The following is a 21,290-nucleotide window of genomic DNA, read 5'->3' as shown; positions in this document are numbered from 1 at the left end:
TTGAGGCGCAGGCAAACGCTCCTCTTTATACCTACACATATGGGACAGACCGACGGTACGGACCGATCTCGCGGAGCACTCCGCGGCACTTCCCCTCAGCGCGCATCGTTACCATGCGTGGACGCACATTCCGACGACCACTGACGACGAGGGACGGGCGAGCGCGTGGCCGAGGCGGCAGACTTCCAGGGGACGAGTCCCTCACCTGCCCGCCGGTGGCTACGGCGGACAGGAGCACTGTTCGCCGGAGCACCTCTGCTGGCCGGCCTGCTCCAGCTGCCCGTCGCGGCGCCCGCGCATGCCGCCGGGCAGGACTCCCTGAAGGCCGCTTCCGGCTCGGAGACGGTCGCTGTCGCCGTGGACTCGCTCACACCGACCGTGCCCGGTGAGGGCGACACCCTGACCGTGTCAGGCACGGTGACCAACAAGGGCAAGCAGGCGGTCACCGACGCGCAGGTGGACCTGCTCCTGGGATCCGCCCTGAACACACGCTCCGATATCGACACGGTCGCCAACCGCTCCGACTACCAGCCGGGCCTCGACGGGGCCCCGGTGGGCGGGAAGTACGTCAAGGAGTTCTCCAAGCTCACCCCGGGCGTCTCCCAGCGCTTCAGCATCTCCGTGCCGGTCGACAAGCTGGATCTCGGCGGGGACGGGGTCTACCAGTTCTCCGTCTCCCTGTCCGGTGAGACGTCCGCGCAGCCCTGGGAGCAGGTGCTCGGCATCGAGCGGACGTTCCTGCCGTGGCAGCCCGACGAGGCCGACAGGAAGACCCGGACGACGGTTCTGTGGCCGCTCGTCTCCACCGGGCACATGACAGCGCAGACGGGGTCGAACGAGTCGCAGACTCCGGTCTTCCGCAACGACGACCTCGCCAAGGAGATCTCCGCGGGCGGCCGACTGCAGCAGCTCGTGTCGCTGGGCAAGGAGCTCGACGTCACCTGGGTGATCGACCCCGACCTGCTGGCCTCCGTGGACGCGATGACGGAGAGCTATCGCGTCCAGGGCGAGGGCGACACGACCACGGCGGGCACCCACCAGGACGTCGCCAGCCAGTGGCTGGCGGAGTTGCAGGATGCGGTGCTGGACAAGGAGGTCGTCGCCCTGCCCTTCGCCGACCCCGACCTGGCCTCCCTGGCGCACAACGGCACGAACGTCACCGGCTCGCTCAGCCACCTCAAGGAGGCCACCGACGTCGCGGCCGACACCGTTGACTCGATCCTCCACGTGGAGCCGACCACCGACTTCGCCTGGCCAGTGAACGGCGCCGTCGACCCGTCCATCGTCAAGGTCGCCACCTCCGCCGGCGCGGACAAGGTGATCGCCCGCAGCGACAGCCTGGTGGAGACCGGCGGCCTGCCCTACACCCCCTCCGCGGCCCGCCCCATCGGCGGTGGCACGACGGCGGTGGTCGCGGACACACGGATGTCGACGGCGTTCCAGGGGAACCTGACCAGGGCGTCGAGCTCGACGCTCGCCGTGCAGAGGTTCCTCGCCCAGAGCCTGACCCTCAACCTGCAGTCGGACAAACAGCGCAGCATCGTCGTCGCCCCGCAGCGGATGCCGACGGCGAGCCAGGCCCAGGCGATGGCCGAGGCGGTGACGGCGCTCCAGGGCGGCACGTGGTCCGAGTCCCAGGAACTCGGGGCCGCGGCCAAGGCCAAGCCCGACTCCGGTGCCACCACCAGGGTGCCCGCGGCGTCCGCCTACCCCTCCTCGCTCCGCAAGCAGGAGCTGCCGCGCGCGGCTTTCGAGCAGATCGCGACCACGCAGGACAAGCTCGACAACTTCAAGGTGATCCTCAGCAGGCAGTCCCGCGTGGTGACCCCCTTCGGGCGGGCCATGAACCGCGAGATGTCCGCGGCCTGGCGCGGCCGCTCCGCCGAGGCAGCCGACTACCGCAACGGCATCGAGGCGTACATCGACTCCCTGGCCGGCCAGGTCAAGCTGATCCAGAAGTCCGAGACCAAGCTCTCCGGACGCAGCGCCACGATCCCCGTGACCGTGCAGAACAACCTGGTCCAGGGCGTCGACCACCTGGTGCTGCGGCTCACCTCGAAGAGCCCGCGGCGCCTTGAGATCGACGGCGAGAACTTCGACGAACAGCCCGTCACGGTCTCCGGCGGGCACAGCCAGACGGTGAAGTTCCCCACGTCTGCTCAGGCCAACGGCCAGGCCACGGTGGTCGCCCAGCTGTTCACGGAGGACGGCCAGCCGTACGGCGCACCGGTCACCTTCGATGTGAAGGTCACCGAGTTCACGGCCACCGTGATGCTGGTCATCGGCGGCGGCTTCCTCCTCCTCGTCCTCGCCGGATTCCGGATGTACACGCAGCGCAAGCGCGCGGCGGCCCGTGAGGCCGAGCAGGACGGCTCCCAGGAGGCGGGCGAGACCGACGGCGGCCCGGAGAACCCGGAGGGCCCCGAGGAACGTCTCACGCCCGAGGACCTGCTCAAGGAGGAGTCCGTCACCGGAACCCGGGCAGACGCGCCGGAGCAGCCGAGTGACCTGACACCGGACACCCCAGCGGAAAGCGCCGACCCGTCCGGCACGGGTGAGAGAGTGGACCGTTGAGCGATGTCGTGGCCGGTGGGCCCGGGACGATGAGGTGGGGTAGCCATGAACGCGCCGTACGACGGTGACCGCGGCCAGGCCGCGGGCGGCTCGGGGCACCCCGAGGGCCCGCCGCCCGAGCCGGGCCAGGTGCCGCCGCAGCAGCCGGCGGACATGTACCTCCAGGACACCTACGCCCAGGACCCCTACCGGGCCCAGGACCTCTCCGCCCAGGACCCGGTCGCCGAGGCGCTCTACGACCGTGCCGCCCACCCACCGCCCCCGCCGGGCACCTACCAGGTGCCGCAGTCGCTCTACGCCCAGCCGCCCCAGTCCCCCTACGCCCCCGACCCGCACGTCTGGGCCCAGACCCCGGCTCCCGAGCCGGAGGGCCCTGCCCCCCACCTGCCGTACGGCGACGACCACCGTACGACCCAGTACGTGGGCGTCGACGACCTGGTCACGCATTCCACCGAGGGCCACCAGGAACACGACGCCTTCGCTCATCTCTTCCGGGACCAGCAGCAGGGCGGCCATCCGCAGTACCAGCCGCCCGCGGTTCCGGGACCTTCGCCGGAGCCCGCCGCCCTCGGCGCCTACCAGGGATCTCCTGCGCCGCCTGCCGCAGCCGAGCCCGCCGCGCCTGCCTCTGCGCCCGCGCCGGCGTCCGACGCGAAGAAGGGCGGGCGGGTCGGCGGTCTGCTGAAGTCGAGCGCAGTGATGGCGGCGGGCACGCTGGTCTCCCGGCTCACCGGGTTCGTCCGCTCGATGATGATCGTCTCGGCACTGGGCCTCGGCCTGCTCGGCGACTCCTTCCAGGTCGCCTACACGCTGCCGACGATGATCTACATCCTGACCGTCGGCGGCGGCCTCAACTCCGTCTTCGTACCCCAGCTCGTGCGCGCCATGAAGGACGACGAGGACGGCGGCGAGGCATACGCGAACCGCCTGCTGACCCTGGTGATGGTGGCGCTCGCCGCACTCACCGCGCTCGCGATGGTCGGCGCGCCGTACCTGGTCCGCGCACTGTCCAACCCCGTGGCCGGCAACCCCGCGGCCAACGACGTCGCCGTCACCTTCACCCGCTACTTCCTGCCCTCGATCTTCTTCATGGGCGTCCATGTGGTGATGGGGCAGATCCTCAACGCCCGCGGCCGCTTCGGCGCGATGATGTGGACGCCGGTCCTGAACAACATCGTCATCATCGTGACGCTCGGCGCGTTCCTGTGGGTGTACGGCACCGCCGAGCACTCCGGCATGCAGGTCACGAACATCCCGCCGGAGGGCCAGCGGCTGCTCGGCGTCGGTGTTCTCCTCGGCCTGGTCGTCCAGGCCCTGGCGATGATCCCCTACCTGCGCGAGACCGGCTTCCGGCTGCGGTTGCGCTTCGACTGGAAGGGCCACGGCCTCGGCAAGGCCGCCATGCTGGCCAAGTGGACGATCCTGTTCGTCCTGGCCAACCAGGCGGGTGCGCTCGTGGTCACCCAGTTGTCCACGTCCGCCGGCATCGGCTCAGGCGTCGACGGCACCGGCTACGCCGCCTACGCCAACGCCCAGCTCATCTGGGGCCTCCCGCAGGCCATCATCACCGTCTCCCTGATGGCAGCCCTGCTGCCCCGCATCTCCCGCTCGGCCGCCGAGGACGACGCGGGCGCCGTACGCGACGACATCTCCCAGGGCCTGCGCACGACAGCGGTGGCGATCGTGCCGCTCGCCTTCGGTTTCGTAGCGCTGGGCATCCCGATGTGCACCCTGATGTTCGGCACCTCGGGCACGAGCGAGGCCACGAACATGGGCTTCATGCTGATGGCCTTCGGCCTCGGCCTGATCCCCTACTCGGTGCAGTACGTCGTGCTGCGCGCCTTCTACGCGTACGAGGACACCCGCACCCCCTTCTACAACACGGTCATCGTGGCCGCGGGCAACGCGGGCGCTTCGGTGCTCTGCTACCTGCTGCTCCCGGCCCGCTGGGCCGTGGTCGGCATGGCCGCCGCATACGGACTGGCCTACACGATCGGCGTCGGCGTCGCCTGGAACCGGCTGCGCAACAAGCTCGGCGGCGACCTGGACGGCACCCGGGTGATGCGGACGTACGCCAGACTCTGCATCGCCTCGGTGCCCGCGGCGCTGCTGAGCGGTGCGGCCTGCTACGGGGTCGCCCAGACCCTCGGTCAGGGCGTGCTCGGCTCCTTCGCCGCCCTGCTGGCCGGCGGAGCCGTGCTGTTCGGGGTCTTCTTCGTCGCCGCCCGCAGGATGCGTATCGAGGAACTGACCTCACTGGTCGGCATGGTCCGCGGGCGCCTGGGTCGCTGAGGCCTGGGTACGCGCACAACCATCGTCCGCCACTGTGTGTCGTGCATAGCGGCAGACTGTGGGCACAATTGGTTTCGGCGTCGGACGGCGCGCACGGAGTCGGACGGCGCGCAATGGATGGGGAGGCAGGAACGACGGTGGCGGAACGGAGCACGGCTGCCGTCGACGTGGCAGACAACAGCGGCGACGAGCCGCTGACCGCACAAGCGGACCAGTCCACGGCCGACGGGGTGGCCAAGAATCGGGAGCGGGACACGGACACCGACGAGGCACAGGGGAGTGGCGGGACCGAGGGTCCCGGAAAGGCCTCACCACCCGAACTGCACAGCGGACACAAACTCGCCAGACGCTACCGCCTCGAGGAGTGCGTCACCCGTCTGGACGGATTCAGCAGCTGGCGTGCGGTCGACGAGAAACTCCGTCGCGCCGTGGGCGTCCACATCCTGCCCGCAGACCATGCACGGGCCCGCTCCGTCCTGGCCGCGGCCCGCTCCTCCGCACTGCTCGGCGACCCTCGCTTCGTCCAGGTCCTCGACGCCGTCGAGGAGAACGACCTGGTCTACGTCGTCCACGAGTGGCTGCCCGACGCCACCGAGCTGACCACGCTCCTCGCCTCCGGCCCGCTGGAGGTGTACGAGACCTACCAGATGGTCACCCAGGTGTCCGCCGCCATGGCCGCGGCCCACCGCGAGGGCCTGGCCCACCTCCGTCTCAACCCGAACGCCGTGCTGCGCACCTCATCGGGCCAGTGGCGCATCCGCGGCCTCGCGGTGAACGCCGCACTGCGCGGCATCGCCTCCGAGACCCCACAGCGCACCGACACGGAGGCCATCGGCGCGCTGCTGTACTCCGCGCTCACCCAGCGCTGGCCGTACGAGAGCGACGCCTACGGCTTGTCCGGGCTGCCCAAGGACGTCGGTCTGATCGCCCCCGACCAGGTGCGCGCCGGCGTTCACCGCGGGCTGTCCGAACTCACCATGCGCGCGCTGTCCAACAACGGCGCGACCGCCTCCCGGCACGAGTCCGCCTGCACGTCGCCGGAGGAGCTGGTGAAGGCGATCGGCGAGATGCCCCGCATCCGCCCGCCGGAGCCTTCGTTCACGGCGCCGCCGGACTATCAGCGCACGACGTACCAGCAAGGCACGTACGGCCGCCAGACGCAGCGTCCTGGCGTCACCCAGCCGGTGCCGACCCCGCCGCCCCCGCTGCAGAGCCGCACCGGCAAGGCCCTGAAGTGGGCCGTGTCGGCGCTCCTGATCGCCGCCCTGGGCCTTGGCAGCTGGCAGTTGGCGGATGCGCTCATGGACCAGGGCAACAAGTCCGACGACACCAACCAGACGCAGACGACGGACGACGACAACGACAAGGGCCCGACGCAGAAGGCCAGCCAGCCCATCGCCATCGAGGGGGTGAGTGACTTCGACCCGCTCGGCACGGACGGCTCCGAGAATCCGCGTGACATAGACAACATCTACGACAGCGATCCGAGCTCGTACTGGCAGTCGAGCTACTACGCCAGTGCCGACTTCGGACGGTTGAAGTCCGGCGTCGGAGTCATCCTCGATCTCGGCAAGGTCCAGGAGGTCGGAAAGGTGACCGTCAGTTTCGTGGGCGACACCTCCGTCGAACTGCGCGCCGCCTCCGGTGACACGGGTACCGCACCGACATCCCTCGACAGCTACACCATGGCGGCCAAGGGCTCCGGCACTAGCGTGACGCTCAAGCCCGGCGAGTCCCTCAAGTCCCGCTATCTTCTGGTCTGGCTGACCAACCTGCCGAAGCAGGTGGACGACGGGCAGTTCCGCGGCAGGATCGCGGACGTCAAGGTGAGCAGCTGAGACCGAGGGGAGGGGGTCCGATGGCAGACGGCAGCGCGTACCGTGACACAAGCGATCAGGACCTCCTCGCCCGTCATGTAGAGGGCGACCCGGACGCCTTCGGTGAGCTCGTGCGGCGTCACCGCGACCGGCTCTGGGCGGTGGCGCTGCGGACGCTCGGCGACCGCGAGGAAGCCGCTGACGCCGTCCAGGACGCCCTCGTCTCCGCCTACCGGGCCGCCCACACCTTCAGGGGCCATTCAGCCGTCACGACGTGGCTGCACCGGATCACCGTGAACGCCTGCCTGGACCGCGCGCGCAAGGCGGCCTCCCGGAAGACCTCTCCGGTCGACGACACCGAACGCCTCGAGCAGCTGCTGGAGCCGCACGAGTCCGCCTCGGCGCCCGCGGAGCGCAACGACCTGCACCGCCAGCTCCTGGAAGCGCTCGGCACGCTGCCGCCCGATCAGAAGGCGGCGCTCGTCCTGGTGGACATGCAGGGTTACCCCGTCGCCGAAGCGGCCCGCATCCTCGACGTGCCGACCGGCACCGTCAAGAGCCGGTGCGCGCGCGGCAGAGCCAGACTCCTGCCTCTCCTCACCCATCTACGGCCGGAAAGTGCCGGAGACGGCAAGGATCCGGGCGAGAGGCGGAACCGGACGCAGGGGACATCCGTCCCACCGGCAGCGGGTCCACGTGCCACGGGGCCACAAGCAAGGGATCCGCGGGATACCGGGCCGAGTGATTCAGCTGCAGTGAAGGGCGGAGGTGGGCGAGCGTGACATCCACGACGGACACGGCCGGGCACCCGGACGTCGCCGAGATCTCCGACCTCACCGAGGGCCTTCTCCCCCCGTCCAGGACCGCCGATCTACGACGGCATCTGGATGACTGCGCGCTGTGCGCAGACGTCCACGCGTCGCTGGAGGAGATCCGAGGGCTGCTCGGCACGCTGCCCGGCCCGACGCGCATGCCCACTGATGTCGCCGAACGCATCGACGCCGCCCTCGCCGCAGAGGCTCTGCTGAGCGCCACGGCGCCCGAGGACGTCGACCAGCCCAAGCTCGCCGAGGCTGCCCACTCGGCCTCCGACGCGAACGACAGCACGCATGTTTCACGTGAAACATCGGCAGCAGGACGTCCGGCGGGCAACGCACGCTCCTCGACCACCGGCCCCGGCCGCAAGGACCGCAAGAAGGCCGGGCGACGGAAGGTCGCGGTTCTGAGCGCCGCGTTCACGGCCGCCGCTCTGGGACTCGGTTCCGTGCTGCTGACCTCACTGATGGGCGGGTCCGGTCCGTCGGCCGACGGAGGACAGACCACCGCCGACACCTTCTCCGCGGCGAAGCTGGAGAACCAGGTCTCCGATCTCCTCGCCAAGAACGAGGGCTCTGTGGGGAGCTCCCGCAAGCCGGACCACAGCATGGGCGTGGAGGGCGGATCCGACACCGAACGCCCCCGGGTCTTCCGCGAGGTCACGGTGCCCGACTGCATCCGCAAGGGCATCGGTCGCAACGACGTGGCCCTCGCCACCGAGGAAGGCGTCTACAAGGGCAAGGACGCTCTGCTTGTCGTGCTGCCCGACTCCTCTGATGTCAGCCGAGTCACCGTCTACGTCATGGACGCGACCTGTGTGAAGCACCCCTCAACCGCGACGGCCGAGGTTCTTCTGAGGGACTCGTACGCCCGCCACTGAGAGGCCGAAAGTTCGTCTCTGTCGAAGGCGCCAACCCCCGCAGCGAGGCGCAACCGTGTGCCCGGACACAGTGGGAATGCGCGCCCCTTAGGATCCGTTGGGTGGGGTGAGAGTTCTGAAAGGGGCTCCCACCGGTCCGACGAGGTATTCCAGAGACGAGGAACCAAGCCGTGAGCGACGTCCGTAACGTGATCATCATCGGCTCCGGGCCCGCCGGCTATACGGCGGCGCTCTACACCGCGCGCGCGTCGCTGAAGCCGCTGGTCTTCGAGGGCGCCGTCACCGCCGGTGGTGCGCTGATGAACACCACCGAGGTGGAGAACTTCCCGGGCTTCCAGGACGGCATCATGGGCCCCGAGCTCATGGACAGCATGCGCGCCCAGGCCGAGCGTTTCGGAGCCGAGCTCGTCCCGGACGACATCGTCAACGTCGACCTCAGCGGTGAGATCAAGACCGTCACCGACACCGCGGGCACGGTCCACCGTGCGAAGGCCATCATCGTCGCCACCGGCTCGCAGCACCGCAAGCTCGGCCTGCCGAACGAGGACGCCCTCTCCGGTCGTGGTGTCTCCTGGTGTGCCACCTGCGACGGCTTCTTCTTCAAGGACCAGGACATCGCCGTCATCGGCGGCGGTGACACCGCGATGGAAGAGGCCACCTTCCTCTCCCGCTTCGCCAAGTCCGTGACGATCGTCCACCGCCGTGACACCCTGCGCGCCTCGAAGGCGATGCAGGACCGCGCCTTCGCCGACCCGAAGATCAAGTTCGTCTGGGACAGCGAGGTCGCCGAGGTCCAGGGCGACCAGAAGCTCTCCGGCCTGAAGCTGCGCAACGTCAAGACCGGCGAGCTCTCGGACCTGGCGGTCACCGGCCTGTTCATCGCGATCGGCCACGATCCTCGCACCGAGCTGTTCAAGGGCCAGCTGGAGCTGGACGGGGAGGGCTACCTCAAGGTCGACGCCCCCTCCACGCGCACCAACCTGACCGGTGTCTTCGGCGCCGGCGACGTGGTGGACCACACCTACCGCCAGGCGATCACCGCAGCCGGCACCGGTTGCTCCGCCGCTCTCGATGCCGAGCGCTTCCTCGCCGCCCTCGCGGACGAGGAGAACGCCGAGCCCGAGAAGACCTCTGTCTGACCCCTCACCCACCCCACGCACCAAAGTTAAGGAGCCCGCCGTGGCCGGCACCCTGAAGAACGTGACCGACGACTCCTTCGAGCAGGACGTCCTCAAGAGCGACAAGCCCGTCCTGGTGGACTTCTGGGCCGCCTGGTGCGGTCCGTGCCGCCAGATCGCGCCGTCCCTTGAGGCGATCGCCGCCGAGCACGGCGACAAGATCGAGATTGTCAAGCTCAACATCGACGAGAACCCGGGTACGGCCGCCAAGTACGGCGTCATGTCCATCCCGACGCTGAACGTCTACCACAACGGTGAAGTCGCCAAGACGATCGTCGGCGCCAAGCCGAAGGCCGCGATCCTCCGCGACCTTGAGGACTTCATCGCCGAGTGACGTTTCACGTGAAACACGAATGGGCCAACCCAAGCGGGTTGGCCCATTTCGCTTTTGAGAGCGGCAGCTTGCCTAGAGAGGCCGGAGGGCGGGCTCCTTCTGTACGGCCCCCAGCAGCCGGTCGATCGCCATCTCCACGTCTTCCTTCCAGGACAGCGTCGTCCGCAGCTCCAGCCGCATCCGCGGAAAGGTGGGGTGCGGGCGAACTGTCTTGAAGCCCACGGCCAGGAGATGGTCCGCTGGAAGAACACACGCCGGCTCTTTCCAACGCGCGTCCCCAAAGGCCTCGATCGCCTTGAAGCCCCGCCGGAGCAGATCCTTGGCCACCGTCTGGACCATCACCCGGCCCAGTCCCTGGCCCTGGTAGCCGGGCATGATGAACGCGGTCATCAGCTGCACCGCGTCCGGTGAGACAGGGCTCGTGGGGAAGGCCGTCGAGCGGGGCACATACGCCGGAGGCGCGTACAGCACAAAGCCCACCGGCACGTCGTCGACGTAGACCACCCGCCCGCACGAGCCCCAGTCCAGCAGGACGGCGGAGATCCAGCCTTCCTTCTCCAGGGCGGGCGTCCCCGCTTTTACCGCGGCTTCACCGCTGACCGGGTCCAACTCCCAGAAGACACACGTGCGGCAACGCTTGGGAAGGTCCTGAAGGTTGTCCAGCGTGAGCGGTACGAGCCGACGCCCCATGAAGGCTGTTCCTCGCTTCCTTCGCCCGCGGCGTCGCGAGCAGCTGTCAGGGCGTTGCGTTCCCTGAGCAGGCTGCCGACGAACCCGCCGACCGCGCCCAGCCCAAGACCCGCGCTCACCAGTCCGGTGCGGCTCACCGTTCGCATGGACCCCGCCTCCCCTAAGAGGTCTGCCAGGTGGATGCGCCATACCCGAACGCATCGTATCCACGATGCGATTCCATCGATACCAGCCAGAAAGCAAAGAGCGGGCCGTGTTCCGGTACACACCGGACACGGCCCGCGCTGCTGGGCCGGGAAGCAAGGCCCGGCCTATCGGGCGTCAGTCCTCGGATTCTTCGTCATCCTCAAGAAGGCTCCTCTGGAGAGCCAGCTTCTCGCCCGGAGCGAACGTGCTGAGGATCCGCTCGAGGTCCTCCGGGGAGGCGAACTCGACGGTGATCTTGCCCTTCTTCTGGCCCAGTTCGACCTTCACCCGCGTCTCGAAGCGATCCGAGAGCCGGGTAGCGAGATCGGACAGCGCCGGCGATGGCACAGAGCCGGCCCGCGGCCCCCTGGAACGCTGGGTCTTCTGCGGGCGGGAGCCCATCAGCGTCACGATTTCCTCGACGGAGCGGACCGACAGTCCCTCGGCCACCACGCGGTAGGCCAGACGCTCCTGCTCCTCCGGATCCTCGACCGAGAGGAGAGCCCGCGCATGACCGGCGGAGAGGACTCCGGCGGCCACTCGGTTCTGGACCTTGGGCGAGAGCTTCAGCAGACGCAGGGTGTTGGAGACCTGCGGCCGGGAACGGCCGATGCGGTCCGCCAACTGGTCGTGCGTGCAGTTGAAGTCCTTCAGCAGCTGATCGTAGGCAGCCGCCTCTTCAATCGGGTTCAGCTGGGCGCGGTGCAGGTTCTCCAGGAGCGCGTCCAGGAGGAGCTTCTCGTCGTCCGTGGCCCGCACGATCGCCGGAATCGCTTCGAGGCCGGCCTCACGGCAGGCCCGCCAGCGCCGCTCGCCCATGATGAGCTCGTAGCGGGCCGGACCGATCTGCCGTACGACGATCGGCTGGAGGAGGCCGACTTCCTGGATGGAGGTGACGAGCTCCTGCAGAGCGTCCTCGTCGAAGACCTCACGGGGCTGCCGCGGGTTCGGCGTGATCGCGTCGAGGGGGATCTCCGCGAAGTGTGCGCCCATGGGAGCCACGGGCGTCTCCACGGTGCCGCTCAGCGACGGCTCCTCGGTTTCATGTGAAACATGGGGCAGCGTGGCCACCTTCGCCGCGGCCACCCCTCGCTCGGACAGCACCGGGACAACGGCCGGGGACGTGGAAGCACCGCCTCCCACAGGGGCCGGGGCCACCGTCTTCTCCGTCGGTGCTGCAGGGATCAGTGCGCCGAGACCACGGCCCAACCCCCTCCGTCGCTCGCTCACTGGATCCCCTCCACCATGCTCGGGTTGCTCTGAGCGCCGATATGGGCGTGCGTCGGGTCGTAGCTGACGCCGACACCCCTCAGCGCGATCTCTCGTGCCGCCTCAAGATAGGACAGCGCACCGCTCGAACCTGGATCGTATGTCAGCACCGTCTGTCCATAGCTCGGCGCCTCGGAGATACGCACCGAGCGGGGAATGCTCGTCCTCAGCACCTCGTCGCCGAAGTGGCTCCTCACCTCGTCCGCGACCTGGGACGCGAGCCGTGTTCGGCCGTCGTACATGGTGAGCAGGATCGTCGAGACATGCAGAGTGGGGTTGAGATGCCCCCGCACCAGGTCGACGTTGCGCAGCAGCTGTCCCAGGCCCTCCAGCGCGTAGTACTCGCACTGGATCGGGATCAGGACCTCCTGCCCGGCAACCAGCGCGTTGACCGTCAGCAGGCCGAGTGAAGGCGGGCAGTCGATGAGGATGTAGTCCAGCGGCTGCTCGTAGGCCTGGATCGCTCGCTGAAGTCGACTCTCGCGTGCCACCAGAGACACCAGCTCGATCTCCGCACCGGCGAGATCGATCGTGGCAGGGGCACAGAAGAGGCCCTCGACATCCGGGACCGGCTGGACGACTTCCGCGAGCGGCTTGCTCTCGACCAACACGTCATAGATGGAAGGAACTTCTGCGTGATGGTCGATCCCCAGGGCGGTGGACGCATTGCCCTGCGGGTCGAGATCGATGACCAGCACGCGGCCGCCATGGAGAGCGAGCGACGCGGCAAGATTGACGGTCGTCGTCGTCTTGCCCACGCCCCCCTTCTGGTTGGCGACCACCATGACGCGGGTTTGCTCGGGCCGTGGCAGGCCCTCGCCGGCGCGGCCTAGAGCCTCCACCGCCAGTTGGGCAGCACGACCGATGGGAGTGTCGTCCATCGGGGGCGGTGTTTCACGTGAAACATCGTCCCCCATCGACTCGGTACGGGGACCGGGGACCGGATCGGTCATCGGTCCCGCGATGTTGGCGTCGGACCGCAAGGATTCACTCTCCTCGACTTCAGGCTCGCAATGAACAGAGCCTCCCATGTCTTCGGGGTCGTGAACCAGTGAGGCCTGTTGTTCTGTGGAGAAATCCACCTCTGTGGACAACTCCGTGCCCCTCAAGGGGGACGGAGTGTCATCAGGAGGACCTTCTCCGAGAGAACCAAGGGGTTGTCGGTCGCGAGGTTCGGCCGCAGCGCGGCCGCGGCTGATGATCCCGTGCAGCAGTGAGCGACGTTTCACGTGAAACACGATGCACAGCAGACGTGGCCGAACTGTCGCGACACTCCGGCGTGCGTAGGTTTGCCAGCTTGTGTGGAGTACGTCTCGTCGTCAGGACGGATCAGCGGCGCCGACGAGCACGTCCCGTCCTGGCCGCCTTCGCCCGCTTCGCAGCGAAGCGCACACCGCCCGGGCTCTCCCCGACTTCGACCCGCACGACGGTGGACATCGGATCCACGACGCCCTCCCCGACATGGAGGATGGACGTCTCGACCGCACCCAGCTTACTCAGAGCCGTCGCCGCGCTCTTCAACTCCTCCTCCGCGGTGTCGCCCTTCAGCGCCAGCATCTCGCCGTACGGGCGCAGCAAGGGAATCCCCCACGTGGCCAGCCGATCCAGCGGAGCCACCGCACGCGCGGTCACCACATGCACCGGCTGCAGCGTCCCCATGACCTCCTCAGCACGGCCACGGACGACCGTCACATGGTCCAGCCCCAACAGCTCCACGACTTCCGTCAGAAAGTTCGTACGCCGCAGCAGAGGCTCCAGCAGCGTGATCTTCAGGTCCTCCCTGACCAGCGCCAGGGGAATGCCGGGCAGGCCGGCACCCGAGCCGACGTCGCACACCGTCACGCCCTCAGGAACGACCTCGGAGAGCACCGCACAGTTCAGCAGATGCCGCTCCCACAGGCGGGGCACCTCACGTGGGCCGATCAGGCCACGCTGCACACCCGTCTCGGCGAGCAGTTCGGCGTAGCGGACCGCATCAGCGAAGCGATCGCCGAACACCTCACGTGCCTGCTCGGGCGCAGGGGGAAGCTCCGCTGCCTCCGTCACGGGGGACCGTCCTTCCGTACCGCCGGCGCGCCGTGCACCGACACCAGAACCACCAGAACTATCAGGCTGACAAAGTTCGGCCCCGCCTGCGGACAGACGGGGCCGGAGGATACGTACGGGCCGATCAGGCAGGAAGCACAACGACGAACCGCTGCGGCTCCTCGCCTTCGGACTCGCTCCGCAGACCCGCCGTCTTCACCGCGTCGTGCACGACCTTGCGCTCGAACGGTGTCATCGGCTTCAGCTTCACGGGCTCCCCGGTGTTCTTCACCTCGGCGGCGGCCTTGGCGCCCAGCTCGGAGAGCTCGGCACGCTTCTTGGCCCGGTAGCCCGCGATGTCCAGCATCAGGCGGCTGCGGTCCCCGGTCTCCCGGTGCACGGCCAGGCGCGTGAGCTCCTGCAGCGCCTCCAGCACCTCGCCGTCACGCCCGACCAGCTTCTGCAGGTCTCGGCCGCCCGCGTCGCTGATGATCGAGACAGCGGCGCGGTCAGCCTCGACGTCCATGTCGATGTCGCCGTCGAGATCGGCGATGTCGAGCAGACCCTCGAGGTAGTCCGCCGCGATCTCGCCCTCCTGCTCCAGGCGGGTCAGGGTGTCTGCACCCTCGGCAGCGGCGGAGGTGGTGCCTTCCGTCACGGGATGGACTCCTTCTTACTTCTTGGACGGGGACTTGGGGCGCTGCGGACCGCCCTTGCGCTGCCCGGACTGGGCCTTGCTGCGGGTGCCGCTGGCAGGCTTCTGCGCGGCCTTCTTGGCAGCGTCCGGCCTGGCGTCCTCGGGCTCGTCATCGGACTTCTTGAGCGAGGTCGGCTCATCGGCCTGCTTCGCAGCGCCGGACTGACGCTGAGACTTGCTCTGCCGCTTCGGCTGCTGACGCTTCGGGGCAGCCGCGGTGGTGGTCGGCGTACCGTCCTCGGCCATGGTGGCGACAGCACCCTCGCTCTTCGCCACGGTGCCGTCGGCCTGCGCCGCGAGCCCCGCCTTGGTCAGGCCGTTGATGAACTTGCGCTCGTACTCGTTACGGTCACGGCCCTTGGCCACGATGGCCTTGACGATGGCCCTCTCACCACGGCCACGCGTCTTGCCATGGCTCGTGACGTGCTTGTGGAGGCGCTCCAGGTACGCGGCCTGGGCCTTGGAACCCGGGGTCGGGTTGTTGCGGATGACGTACATCTGCTGGCCCATGGTCCACACGTTGGTGGTCAGCCAGTAGACGAGGACACCGACCGGGAAGTTGATACCGAAGACGGCGAACATGACCGGGAAGATGTACATCAGCATCTTCTGCTGCTGCATGAACGGCGTCTTCACCGTGGTGTCGACGTTCTTCGTCATCAGCTGGCGCTGCGTGTAGAACTGCGACGCCGACATCAGGACGATCATGACCGCGGTAACGACGCGGACATCGGTGAGAGAGGCACCGAGTTCGGCGACCTTGCTGGCGCTGTCCGTGAACTTCGCGGCAAGGGGAGCCCCGAGGATGTGAGCCTGACGGGCGCTCCCCAGGAGCTGCTCGTCGATGACACCGATCGTCTTGCCCGTCGCGATGCTGTTGAGCACGTGATAAAGGGCGAAGAAGAACGGCGACTGCGCCAGGATGGGAAGGCACGAGGAGAGCGGGTTGGTACCCGTCTCCTTGTACAGCTTCATCATCTCTTCGGACTGACGCTGCTTGTCGTTCTTGTAGCGCTCCTGGATCTTCTTCATCTCGGGCTGCAGCGTCTGCATGGCCCGGGTCGCCTTGATCTGCTTCACGAAGAGCGGGATCAGGCAGATACGGATCAGAATCACCAGGGACACGATGGACAGGCCCCAGGCCCACCCGGAGTTCTCGCCGAAGAGGGCGCCGTACACCGTGTGGAACTGGACGATGACCCAGGAAACGGGTGTCGTGATGAAGCTGAAGAGGCTGGCAATCGTGTCCACTAATCATGCTCCTTGGGCATGGGGCGAGGTCTCTGCGGCCGGGCTCGAAGGAACATTCTCCTCGGTGGCCGTTTCGGCGGCGGAGGGCCCGCCCTTCCGTGCACGCCACGCATTGCGCAGCATCTCGTGCCACCGTGGGCGCCTGCGTGGCGGGACATGGTCCACACCACCCAACGACCACGGATTGCACCGCAGGATGCGCCAGGCGGTGAGCGCCGTGCCCTTGATCGCACCGTGCCGGTCGATGGCCGTATACCCATAGTGGGAGCACGACGGGTAGTACTTGCACACCGGCCCGAGCAGCGGACTGATCGTCCACTGATACAGCTTGATCAGGGCCAGCAGTGGGTACTTCATCGCGCGCCCCCTCCCAGCAGCCGCTGCAGAGCGGCATCCAGGTCTCGGGCCAGCTGTGCATGGTCGGCGTCACCCGCACCGGGCAGCGCTCGTACGACTACCAGGCTACCGGGGGGCAGCAGGTCGACTCGGTCGCGCATCAGATGGCGAAGCCTGCGCTTCACCTTGTTCCGCACTACCGCACCGCCCACAGCCTTGCTCACGACGAAACCCGCACGCGTCGGGGGAGCGCTCTCCCCAGGCGCGTGCGGGTCCGTGGCACCGCTACGAAGATGGACGACGAGGGACGGGCGACCGGCCCGGCGACCTCGTCGTACTGCGGTCGCGAAGTCCTCGCGCCGCCTCAGCCGATGCTCGGTAGGCAGCACGACGTCATGACCTGATCAGGATCAGGCGGACAGGCTGGCGCGACCCTTGCTACGGCGGTTCGCGAGAATCGCGCGGCCGGCACGGGTACGCATCCGCAGGCGGAAGCCGTGGGTCTTCGCGCGACGACGGTTGTTCGGCTGGAAGGTGCGCTTGCTCACTCGGGGGCTCCAGAGATAAATCGGGGTTTGCGGGTGCCGTCCTGGCTGTCACCGTGCGCCCACGAGTAGCTCGCGTTACGCCCGAGTGCACCGCTTACCGATCACCTTGACGCGATCTGTGCCCATCGGAGGCAGGCGGCAGCAGCCATCGACAACTCGACCTGGTTACGGTACGCGCGGCTACGCCATCCGGTCAAACCAGAGGTCACTGGGAGACACTATCCACAGCCTGGGGACAACAACTTGAACCGCACCCGCCGCCCTGACTACCGTGACTGAACTCTGATTCGTTCCCTTGTCCCCATGATTCCGGCTCCACCCGTTTGAACCCCGACCCGTCCCACAATCACACGTTCGTGGGACCCGTGAGAGAGCGTGCCCTGTGGCTGACGTACCTGCCGATCTTGCCGCAGTGTGGCCACGAGTACTGGAGCAGCTCCTCGGTGAGGGCCGCGCACAGGGTGTCGAGGTGAAGGACGAACACTGGATCCGACGCTGCCAGCCCCTCGCGCTGGTGGCCGACACCGCCCTGCTCGCCGTACCCAACGAATTCGCGAAGGGCGTACTGGAGGGCCGTCTGGCCCCCATCGTCAGCGAGACCCTGAGCCGCGAGTGCGGCCGCCCGATCCGCATCGCGATCACCGTCGACGACTCCGCCGGCGAACCCCCGGCCCCACCGCTGCCCCCCGCCCCGCCCAAGTCCCGCTACGAGGAACCCGAACTCCCCTCGTACGAGGGCTACGGCCGCCACCGCGCCGACGACCGCCGCACCGCCGCCCCCACCGACCCGCTGCCCACCGCACGCCCCGCCTACCCGAACGAGTACCAGCGCCCCGAGCCCGCACCCGGCAGCTGGCCACGCCCGACACAGGACGAATACAGCTGGCAGCAGCAGCGACTCGGCTTCCCCGAGCGGGACCCGTACGCCTCGCCGTCGCAGGACTCCTACGCACAGGACAACTACGGCGCGCCCACCCAGGACTATCGCCCGCAGCCGATGGAACGGCCGTCGTACGACGGACACCGCTCCGACTACGAGCAGCAGCGGCCGGACTACGACCAGCCGCGCGGCGACTACGACCGCCCTCGCTCCGACTACGACCGCGACGCCCGCCGCGACCATTCCGAGCCGCCCGCCGGCTCCGGCCATGTGCACCGCGGCGGCCCCGTCGGCGGGAACCTGCCGACCACCGGCGCCCCCGGCCCGCTGGCCGCACAGCCCGCGCCGGCACCCGGTCCCGGCGAACCGACCGCGCGACTGAACCCGAAGTACCTCTTCGACACGTTCGTCATCGGCGCCTCCAACCGCTTCGCGCACGCGGCCGCGGTCGCCGTCGCCGAGGCACCGGCGAAGGCCTACAACCCCCTGTTCATCTATGGGGAGTCCGGCCTCGGCAAGACGCACCTGCTGCACGCGATCGGGCACTACGCGCGCAGCCTCTACCCCGGCACGCGCGTGCGCTACGTGAGCTCGGAGGAGTTCACCAACGAGTTCATCAACTCCATCCGCGACGGCAAGGGCGACAGCTTCCGCAAGCGCTACCGCGAGATGGACATCCTGCTCGTCGACGACATCCAGTTCCTCGCGGACAAGGAGTCGACGCAGGAGGAGTTCTTCCACACCTTCAACACGCTCCACAACGCCAACAAGCAGATCGTGCTCTCCAGCGACCGGCCGCCCAAGCAGCTGGTCACGCTGGAGGACCGGCTGCGGAACCGTTTCGAGTGGGGCCTGATCACCGACGTCCAGCCGCCCGAGCTGGAGACGCGTATCGCGATCCTGCGCAAGAAGGCGGTCCAGGAGCAGCTCAACGCCCCGCCGGAGGTACTGGAGTTCATCGCCTCCCGCATCTCGCGCAACATCCGCGAGCTGGAGGGCGCACTGATCCGGGTGACGGCGTTCGCGTCGCTCAACCGGCAGCCAGTCGATCTGGGCCTCACAGAGATCGTCCTCAAGGACCTGATCCCCGGTGGCGACGACGCGACGCCTGAGATCACCTCGACGGCCATCATGAGCGCCACGGCCGACTACTTCGGCCTCACGGTCGAGGACCTGTGCGGCAGCTCCCGCGGCCGCCAACTGGTCACGGCCCGCCAGATCGCCATGTACCTCTGCCGCGAGCTGACGGACCTCTCGCTGCCGAAGATCGGCGCGCTGTTCGGCGGCCGCGACCACACCACCGTGATGCACGCCGACCGCAAGATCCGCAATCTGATGGCCGAGCGACGCTCCATCTACAACCAGGTCACCGAGCTGACCAACCGCATCAAGAACGGCTGACGGAGCCGGCCGACGAGACGGCCGGAAGAGCCCGTCGTACGACGCCCAGGGCGCCCCCGGAGCAGATTCCGGGGGCGCCCTTCGTCATGTCGCGGACGTCGGCTGTTCGAATACTTGCCGCGTTACGGCCACTCTCCACAGATTCGGTGAGTTTTTCCCGTCCACACCCTGGGGACTGGGAAGTTGTCCAGACTGTGTCCACAGGCGCTCCTGTTGAAGGACCATCAGACCAGGTCACCCGGGTGTGGATTCGTGGACAAACGATCTCCACAGACTGTGGACAGAGCGGAGATCCACAGGCTGTGCATGAAGTTGTCCACGGGCAACCCACAGGCTGGGGCCGGTTGTCCCCAGCGATCCCCAGCTTCTCCACACCGCTGTCCACTGTTCGGCAACGCGACGCGCCTCCTCACCGGGTCGAGTGAAAGGCGTCACACAAAGCTGCCGGGTTGGGCTGTGGGAAAGGTGGGTAAAGCTGGGGACGGCGCTGGGGAGAAGTCCCCTCAGGCTGTGCATGGGGTGTGCAGAACTTTCCGTTCTCCACAGAGATGCCTAGTTGTCCACCGTCGTCGCCCACAGGGCCCGTGGACAAAATCTCCGCTCTGACCTGGGAAAACGGGGTTATCCACGGTATCCACAGCCCCTACTACTACTCCCAACTAGAGAGAGCTGGGAATTCGTTTCGAAGGGGGTCCTGTGCACAACTCGCTGTCCGGCTCCCGGCTGCCCCTCGTCACGACTTGACCCCGAGAGGCACCTACTGTCAGTGGGGTGCGTCAGACTGTTCCCCGGTGTCCTTCCCCTCACAGGGGCTGACGACACCGACACAGACGACGAAGCCAGGCAGGCCGAAGAAGCGCCGGCAACAGCAGGAGGCGGCAACAGTGAAGATCCGGGTGGAACGCGACGTACTCGCGGAGGCAGTGGCCTGGGCGGCGCGCAGCCTCCCGGCCCGTCCGCCGGCGCCTGTCCTCGCCGGCCTCCTCCTCAAGGCCGAGGACGGCCAGCTGAGCCTGTCCAGCTTCGACTACGAGGTCTCCGCGAGGGTCTCCGTGGAGACGGAGGTCGACGAGGAGGGCACGGTCCTGGTCTCCGGCCGACTGCTCGCCGACATCTGCCGTGCCCTGCCCAACCGGCCGGTGGAGATCTCCACAGACGGTGTACGGGCGACAGTGGTCTGCGGCTCCTCGCGATTCACACTCCACACCCTGCCTGTGGAGGAGTACCCGGCGCTGCCGCAGATGCCGACGGCGACCGGCACCGTCCCCGGCGAGGTCTTCGCCTCTGCCGCGGCCCAGGTGGCCATCGCCGCCGGCCGCGACGACACGCTGCCCGTCCTCACCGGTGTGCGCATCGAGATCGAGGGCGACACCGTCACGCTGGCCTCCACCGACCGCTACCGCTTCGCGGTCCGCGAGTTCCTGTGGAAGCCGGAGAACCCCGAGGCGTCCGCGGTCGCCCTGGTGCCCGCGAAGACGCTCCTGGACACCGCCAAGGCGCTCACGAGCGGCGACAGCGTCATCCTGGCGCTGTCCGGCTCGGGCGCGGGCGAGGGCTTGATCGGTTTCGAGGGCGCCGGCCGTCGGACGACGACCCGTCTCCTGGAGGGGGACCTCCCCAAGTACCGCTCGCTGTTCCCGACGGAGTTCAACAGCGTCGCCGTGATCGAGACCGCTCCCTTCGTGGAGGCCGTCAAGCGCGTGGCCCTGGTCGCCGAGCGCAACACCCCGGTGCGGCTCAGCTTCGAGCAGGGCGTGCTCATCCTGGAGGCCGGTTCCAGCGACGACGCACAGGCTGTGGAAAGGGTCGACGCCCAGCTGGAGGGCGACGACGTGTCGATCGCCTTCAACCCGACCTTCCTGCTGGACGGCCTGAGCGCCATCGACTCCCCGGTGGCCCAGCTGTCGTTCACGACGTCCACGAAGCCGGCGCTGCTGAGCGGCAAGCCGGCGCTGGACGCCGAGGCGGACGAGGCCTACAAGTACCTGATCATGCCGGTGCGCCTGAGCGGCTGAGCGGCTGGAGCTGTCCACAGGCCGTGGAGAAGCTGACCCCGGCCTGTGGGAAACCCGCAGGTGAGGGCGTACGTTTGAGCGCGTATGCCCACAGCTGTGCG

Annotated in this window: 18 protein-coding genes; 9 read left to right on the top strand and 9 right to left on the bottom strand. The window is 68.2% G+C overall.

The features are described from left to right. The first annotated feature begins 165 nt into the window (after positions 1-165). The 7 genes from ACIA8X_RS03735 to trxA all read left to right on the top strand — a co-directional run bounded on the left by ACIA8X_RS03735 (position 166) and on the right by trxA (position 9,891). Positions 166-2,574 (top strand): DUF6049 family protein, encoded by a 2,409-nt coding sequence (locus ACIA8X_RS03735; protein WP_399457707.1) that lies wholly within the window; start codon positions 166-168, stop codon positions 2,572-2,574. A gap of 45 nt (positions 2,575-2,619) precedes the next feature. After that, a complete protein-coding gene (gene murJ, locus ACIA8X_RS03730; RefSeq protein ID WP_393455666.1) occupies positions 2,620-4,866 on the top strand; it encodes a murein biosynthesis integral membrane protein MurJ in 2,247 nt (748 codons plus the stop codon). 137 nt (positions 4,867-5,003) lie between these two features. Further along, complete coding sequence (locus ACIA8X_RS03725) at positions 5,004-6,704, top strand: protein kinase family protein (protein ID WP_393455663.1); 1,701 nt, start codon at positions 5,004-5,006, stop codon at positions 6,702-6,704. Between the two features lie 20 nt (positions 6,705-6,724). After that, positions 6,725-7,465 (top strand): RNA polymerase sigma factor SigM, encoded by a 741-nt coding sequence (sigM, locus tag ACIA8X_RS03720; RefSeq protein ID WP_393455660.1) that lies wholly within the window; start codon positions 6,725-6,727, stop codon positions 7,463-7,465. Then, the gene (locus ACIA8X_RS03715) at positions 7,462-8,379 is read left to right on the top strand and encodes a hypothetical protein (protein ID WP_393455657.1); all 918 of its coding nucleotides are present in this window, start codon (positions 7,462-7,464) and stop codon (positions 8,377-8,379) included. Before sigM ends, ACIA8X_RS03715 begins: the two co-directional genes overlap by 4 nt. A gap of 170 nt (positions 8,380-8,549) precedes the next feature. After that, positions 8,550-9,518 (top strand): thioredoxin-disulfide reductase, encoded by a 969-nt coding sequence (gene trxB, locus ACIA8X_RS03710; protein WP_393455654.1) that lies wholly within the window; start codon positions 8,550-8,552, stop codon positions 9,516-9,518. 40 nt (positions 9,519-9,558) lie between these two features. Then, positions 9,559-9,891, top strand: a complete 333-nt coding sequence (trxA, locus tag ACIA8X_RS03705) for a thioredoxin (protein WP_031484651.1) — start codon at positions 9,559-9,561, stop codon at positions 9,889-9,891. A gap of 72 nt (positions 9,892-9,963) precedes the next feature. Here the strand turns inward: trxA and ACIA8X_RS03700 are convergent, their stop codons facing one another. From ACIA8X_RS03700 to rpmH, 9 genes are all read right to left on the bottom strand, one after another. Next, a complete protein-coding gene (locus tag ACIA8X_RS03700; RefSeq protein WP_393455649.1) occupies positions 9,964-10,581 on the bottom strand; it encodes a GNAT family N-acetyltransferase in 618 nt (205 codons plus the stop codon). 321 nt (positions 10,582-10,902) lie between these two features. Continuing rightward, complete coding sequence (locus ACIA8X_RS03695; protein WP_393455646.1) at positions 10,903-11,997, bottom strand: ParB/RepB/Spo0J family partition protein; 1,095 nt, start codon at positions 11,995-11,997, stop codon at positions 10,903-10,905. Beyond that, positions 11,994-13,067: a ParA family protein gene (locus ACIA8X_RS03690; protein WP_393456320.1), complete on the bottom strand. Its 1,074-nt coding sequence runs from the start codon at positions 13,065-13,067 to the stop codon at positions 11,994-11,996. Before ACIA8X_RS03690 ends, ACIA8X_RS03695 begins: the two co-directional genes overlap by 4 nt. A 298-nt stretch (positions 13,068-13,365) precedes the next feature. After that, positions 13,366-14,082, bottom strand: coding sequence for a 16S rRNA (guanine(527)-N(7))-methyltransferase RsmG (gene rsmG / locus ACIA8X_RS03685; protein WP_393455643.1), 717 nt, complete (start codon positions 14,080-14,082; stop codon positions 13,366-13,368). Between the two features lie 124 nt (positions 14,083-14,206). Continuing rightward, positions 14,207-14,719 carry a protein jag gene (locus tag ACIA8X_RS03680; protein ID WP_393455640.1) on the bottom strand — a complete coding sequence of 171 codons (513 nt, stop codon included), beginning with the start codon at positions 14,717-14,719 and terminating at the stop codon, positions 14,207-14,209. A 15-nt stretch (positions 14,720-14,734) separates the two neighbouring features. Further along, positions 14,735-16,009 carry a membrane protein insertase YidC gene (yidC, locus tag ACIA8X_RS03675; protein WP_393455637.1) on the bottom strand — a complete coding sequence of 425 codons (1,275 nt, stop codon included), beginning with the start codon at positions 16,007-16,009 and terminating at the stop codon, positions 14,735-14,737. Positions 16,010-16,012: 3 nt separating this feature from the next. Further along, on the bottom strand, positions 16,013-16,366 hold the full coding sequence (yidD, locus tag ACIA8X_RS03670; protein ID WP_393455634.1) for a membrane protein insertion efficiency factor YidD: 354 nt from the start codon (positions 16,364-16,366) through the stop codon (positions 16,013-16,015). Next, entirely contained in the window at positions 16,363-16,734 is a 372-nt protein-coding gene (gene rnpA, locus ACIA8X_RS03665) for a ribonuclease P protein component (protein ID WP_093907646.1), read from the bottom strand. Before rnpA ends, yidD begins: the two co-directional genes overlap by 4 nt. A 21-nt stretch (positions 16,735-16,755) precedes the next feature. Next, positions 16,756-16,893, bottom strand: coding sequence for a 50S ribosomal protein L34 (gene rpmH / locus ACIA8X_RS03660; RefSeq protein ID WP_005482975.1), 138 nt, complete (start codon positions 16,891-16,893; stop codon positions 16,756-16,758). A gap of 382 nt (positions 16,894-17,275) precedes the next feature. On the opposite strand from rpmH, the gene dnaA reads away from it, so the two are divergent. Both dnaA and dnaN read left to right on the top strand, forming a co-directional pair. Next, a complete protein-coding gene (gene dnaA, locus ACIA8X_RS03655) occupies positions 17,276-19,174 on the top strand; it encodes a chromosomal replication initiator protein DnaA (protein ID WP_393455631.1) in 1,899 nt (632 codons plus the stop codon). An 884-nt stretch (positions 19,175-20,058) separates the two neighbouring features. Continuing rightward, positions 20,059-21,189 carry a DNA polymerase III subunit beta gene (gene dnaN / locus ACIA8X_RS03650; RefSeq protein ID WP_093907643.1) on the top strand — a complete coding sequence of 377 codons (1,131 nt, stop codon included), beginning with the start codon at positions 20,059-20,061 and terminating at the stop codon, positions 21,187-21,189. Positions 21,190-21,290 lie beyond the last annotated feature (101 nt).

The sequence above is a fragment of the Streptomyces sp. NPDC051738 genome (assembly GCF_044453205.1).
Classification (GTDB): domain Bacteria; phylum Actinomycetota; class Actinomycetes; order Streptomycetales; family Streptomycetaceae; genus Streptomyces.
Note: the sequence above shows the minus strand (reverse complement) of the source record. Positions and strands in the feature narration are given on the sequence as shown.

Bases quoted from the DNA above. Each gene is read 5' to 3' on its own strand.
- ACIA8X_RS03700 (WP_393455649.1), bottom strand. From the start codon at position 10,581: ATGGGGCGTCGGCTCGTACCGCTCACGCTGGACAACCTTCAGGACCTT.
- ACIA8X_RS03690 (WP_393456320.1), bottom strand. From the start codon at position 13,067: ATGGGAGGCTCTGTTCATTGCGAGCCTGAAGTCGAGGAGAGTGAATCC.
- sigM (WP_393455660.1), top strand. From the start codon at position 6,725: ATGGCAGACGGCAGCGCGTACCGTGACACAAGCGATCAGGACCTCCTC.
- murJ (WP_393455666.1), top strand. From the start codon at position 2,620: ATGAACGCGCCGTACGACGGTGACCGCGGCCAGGCCGCGGGCGGCTCG.
- yidD (WP_393455634.1), bottom strand. From the start codon at position 16,366: ATGAAGTACCCACTGCTGGCCCTGATCAAGCTGTATCAGTGGACGATC.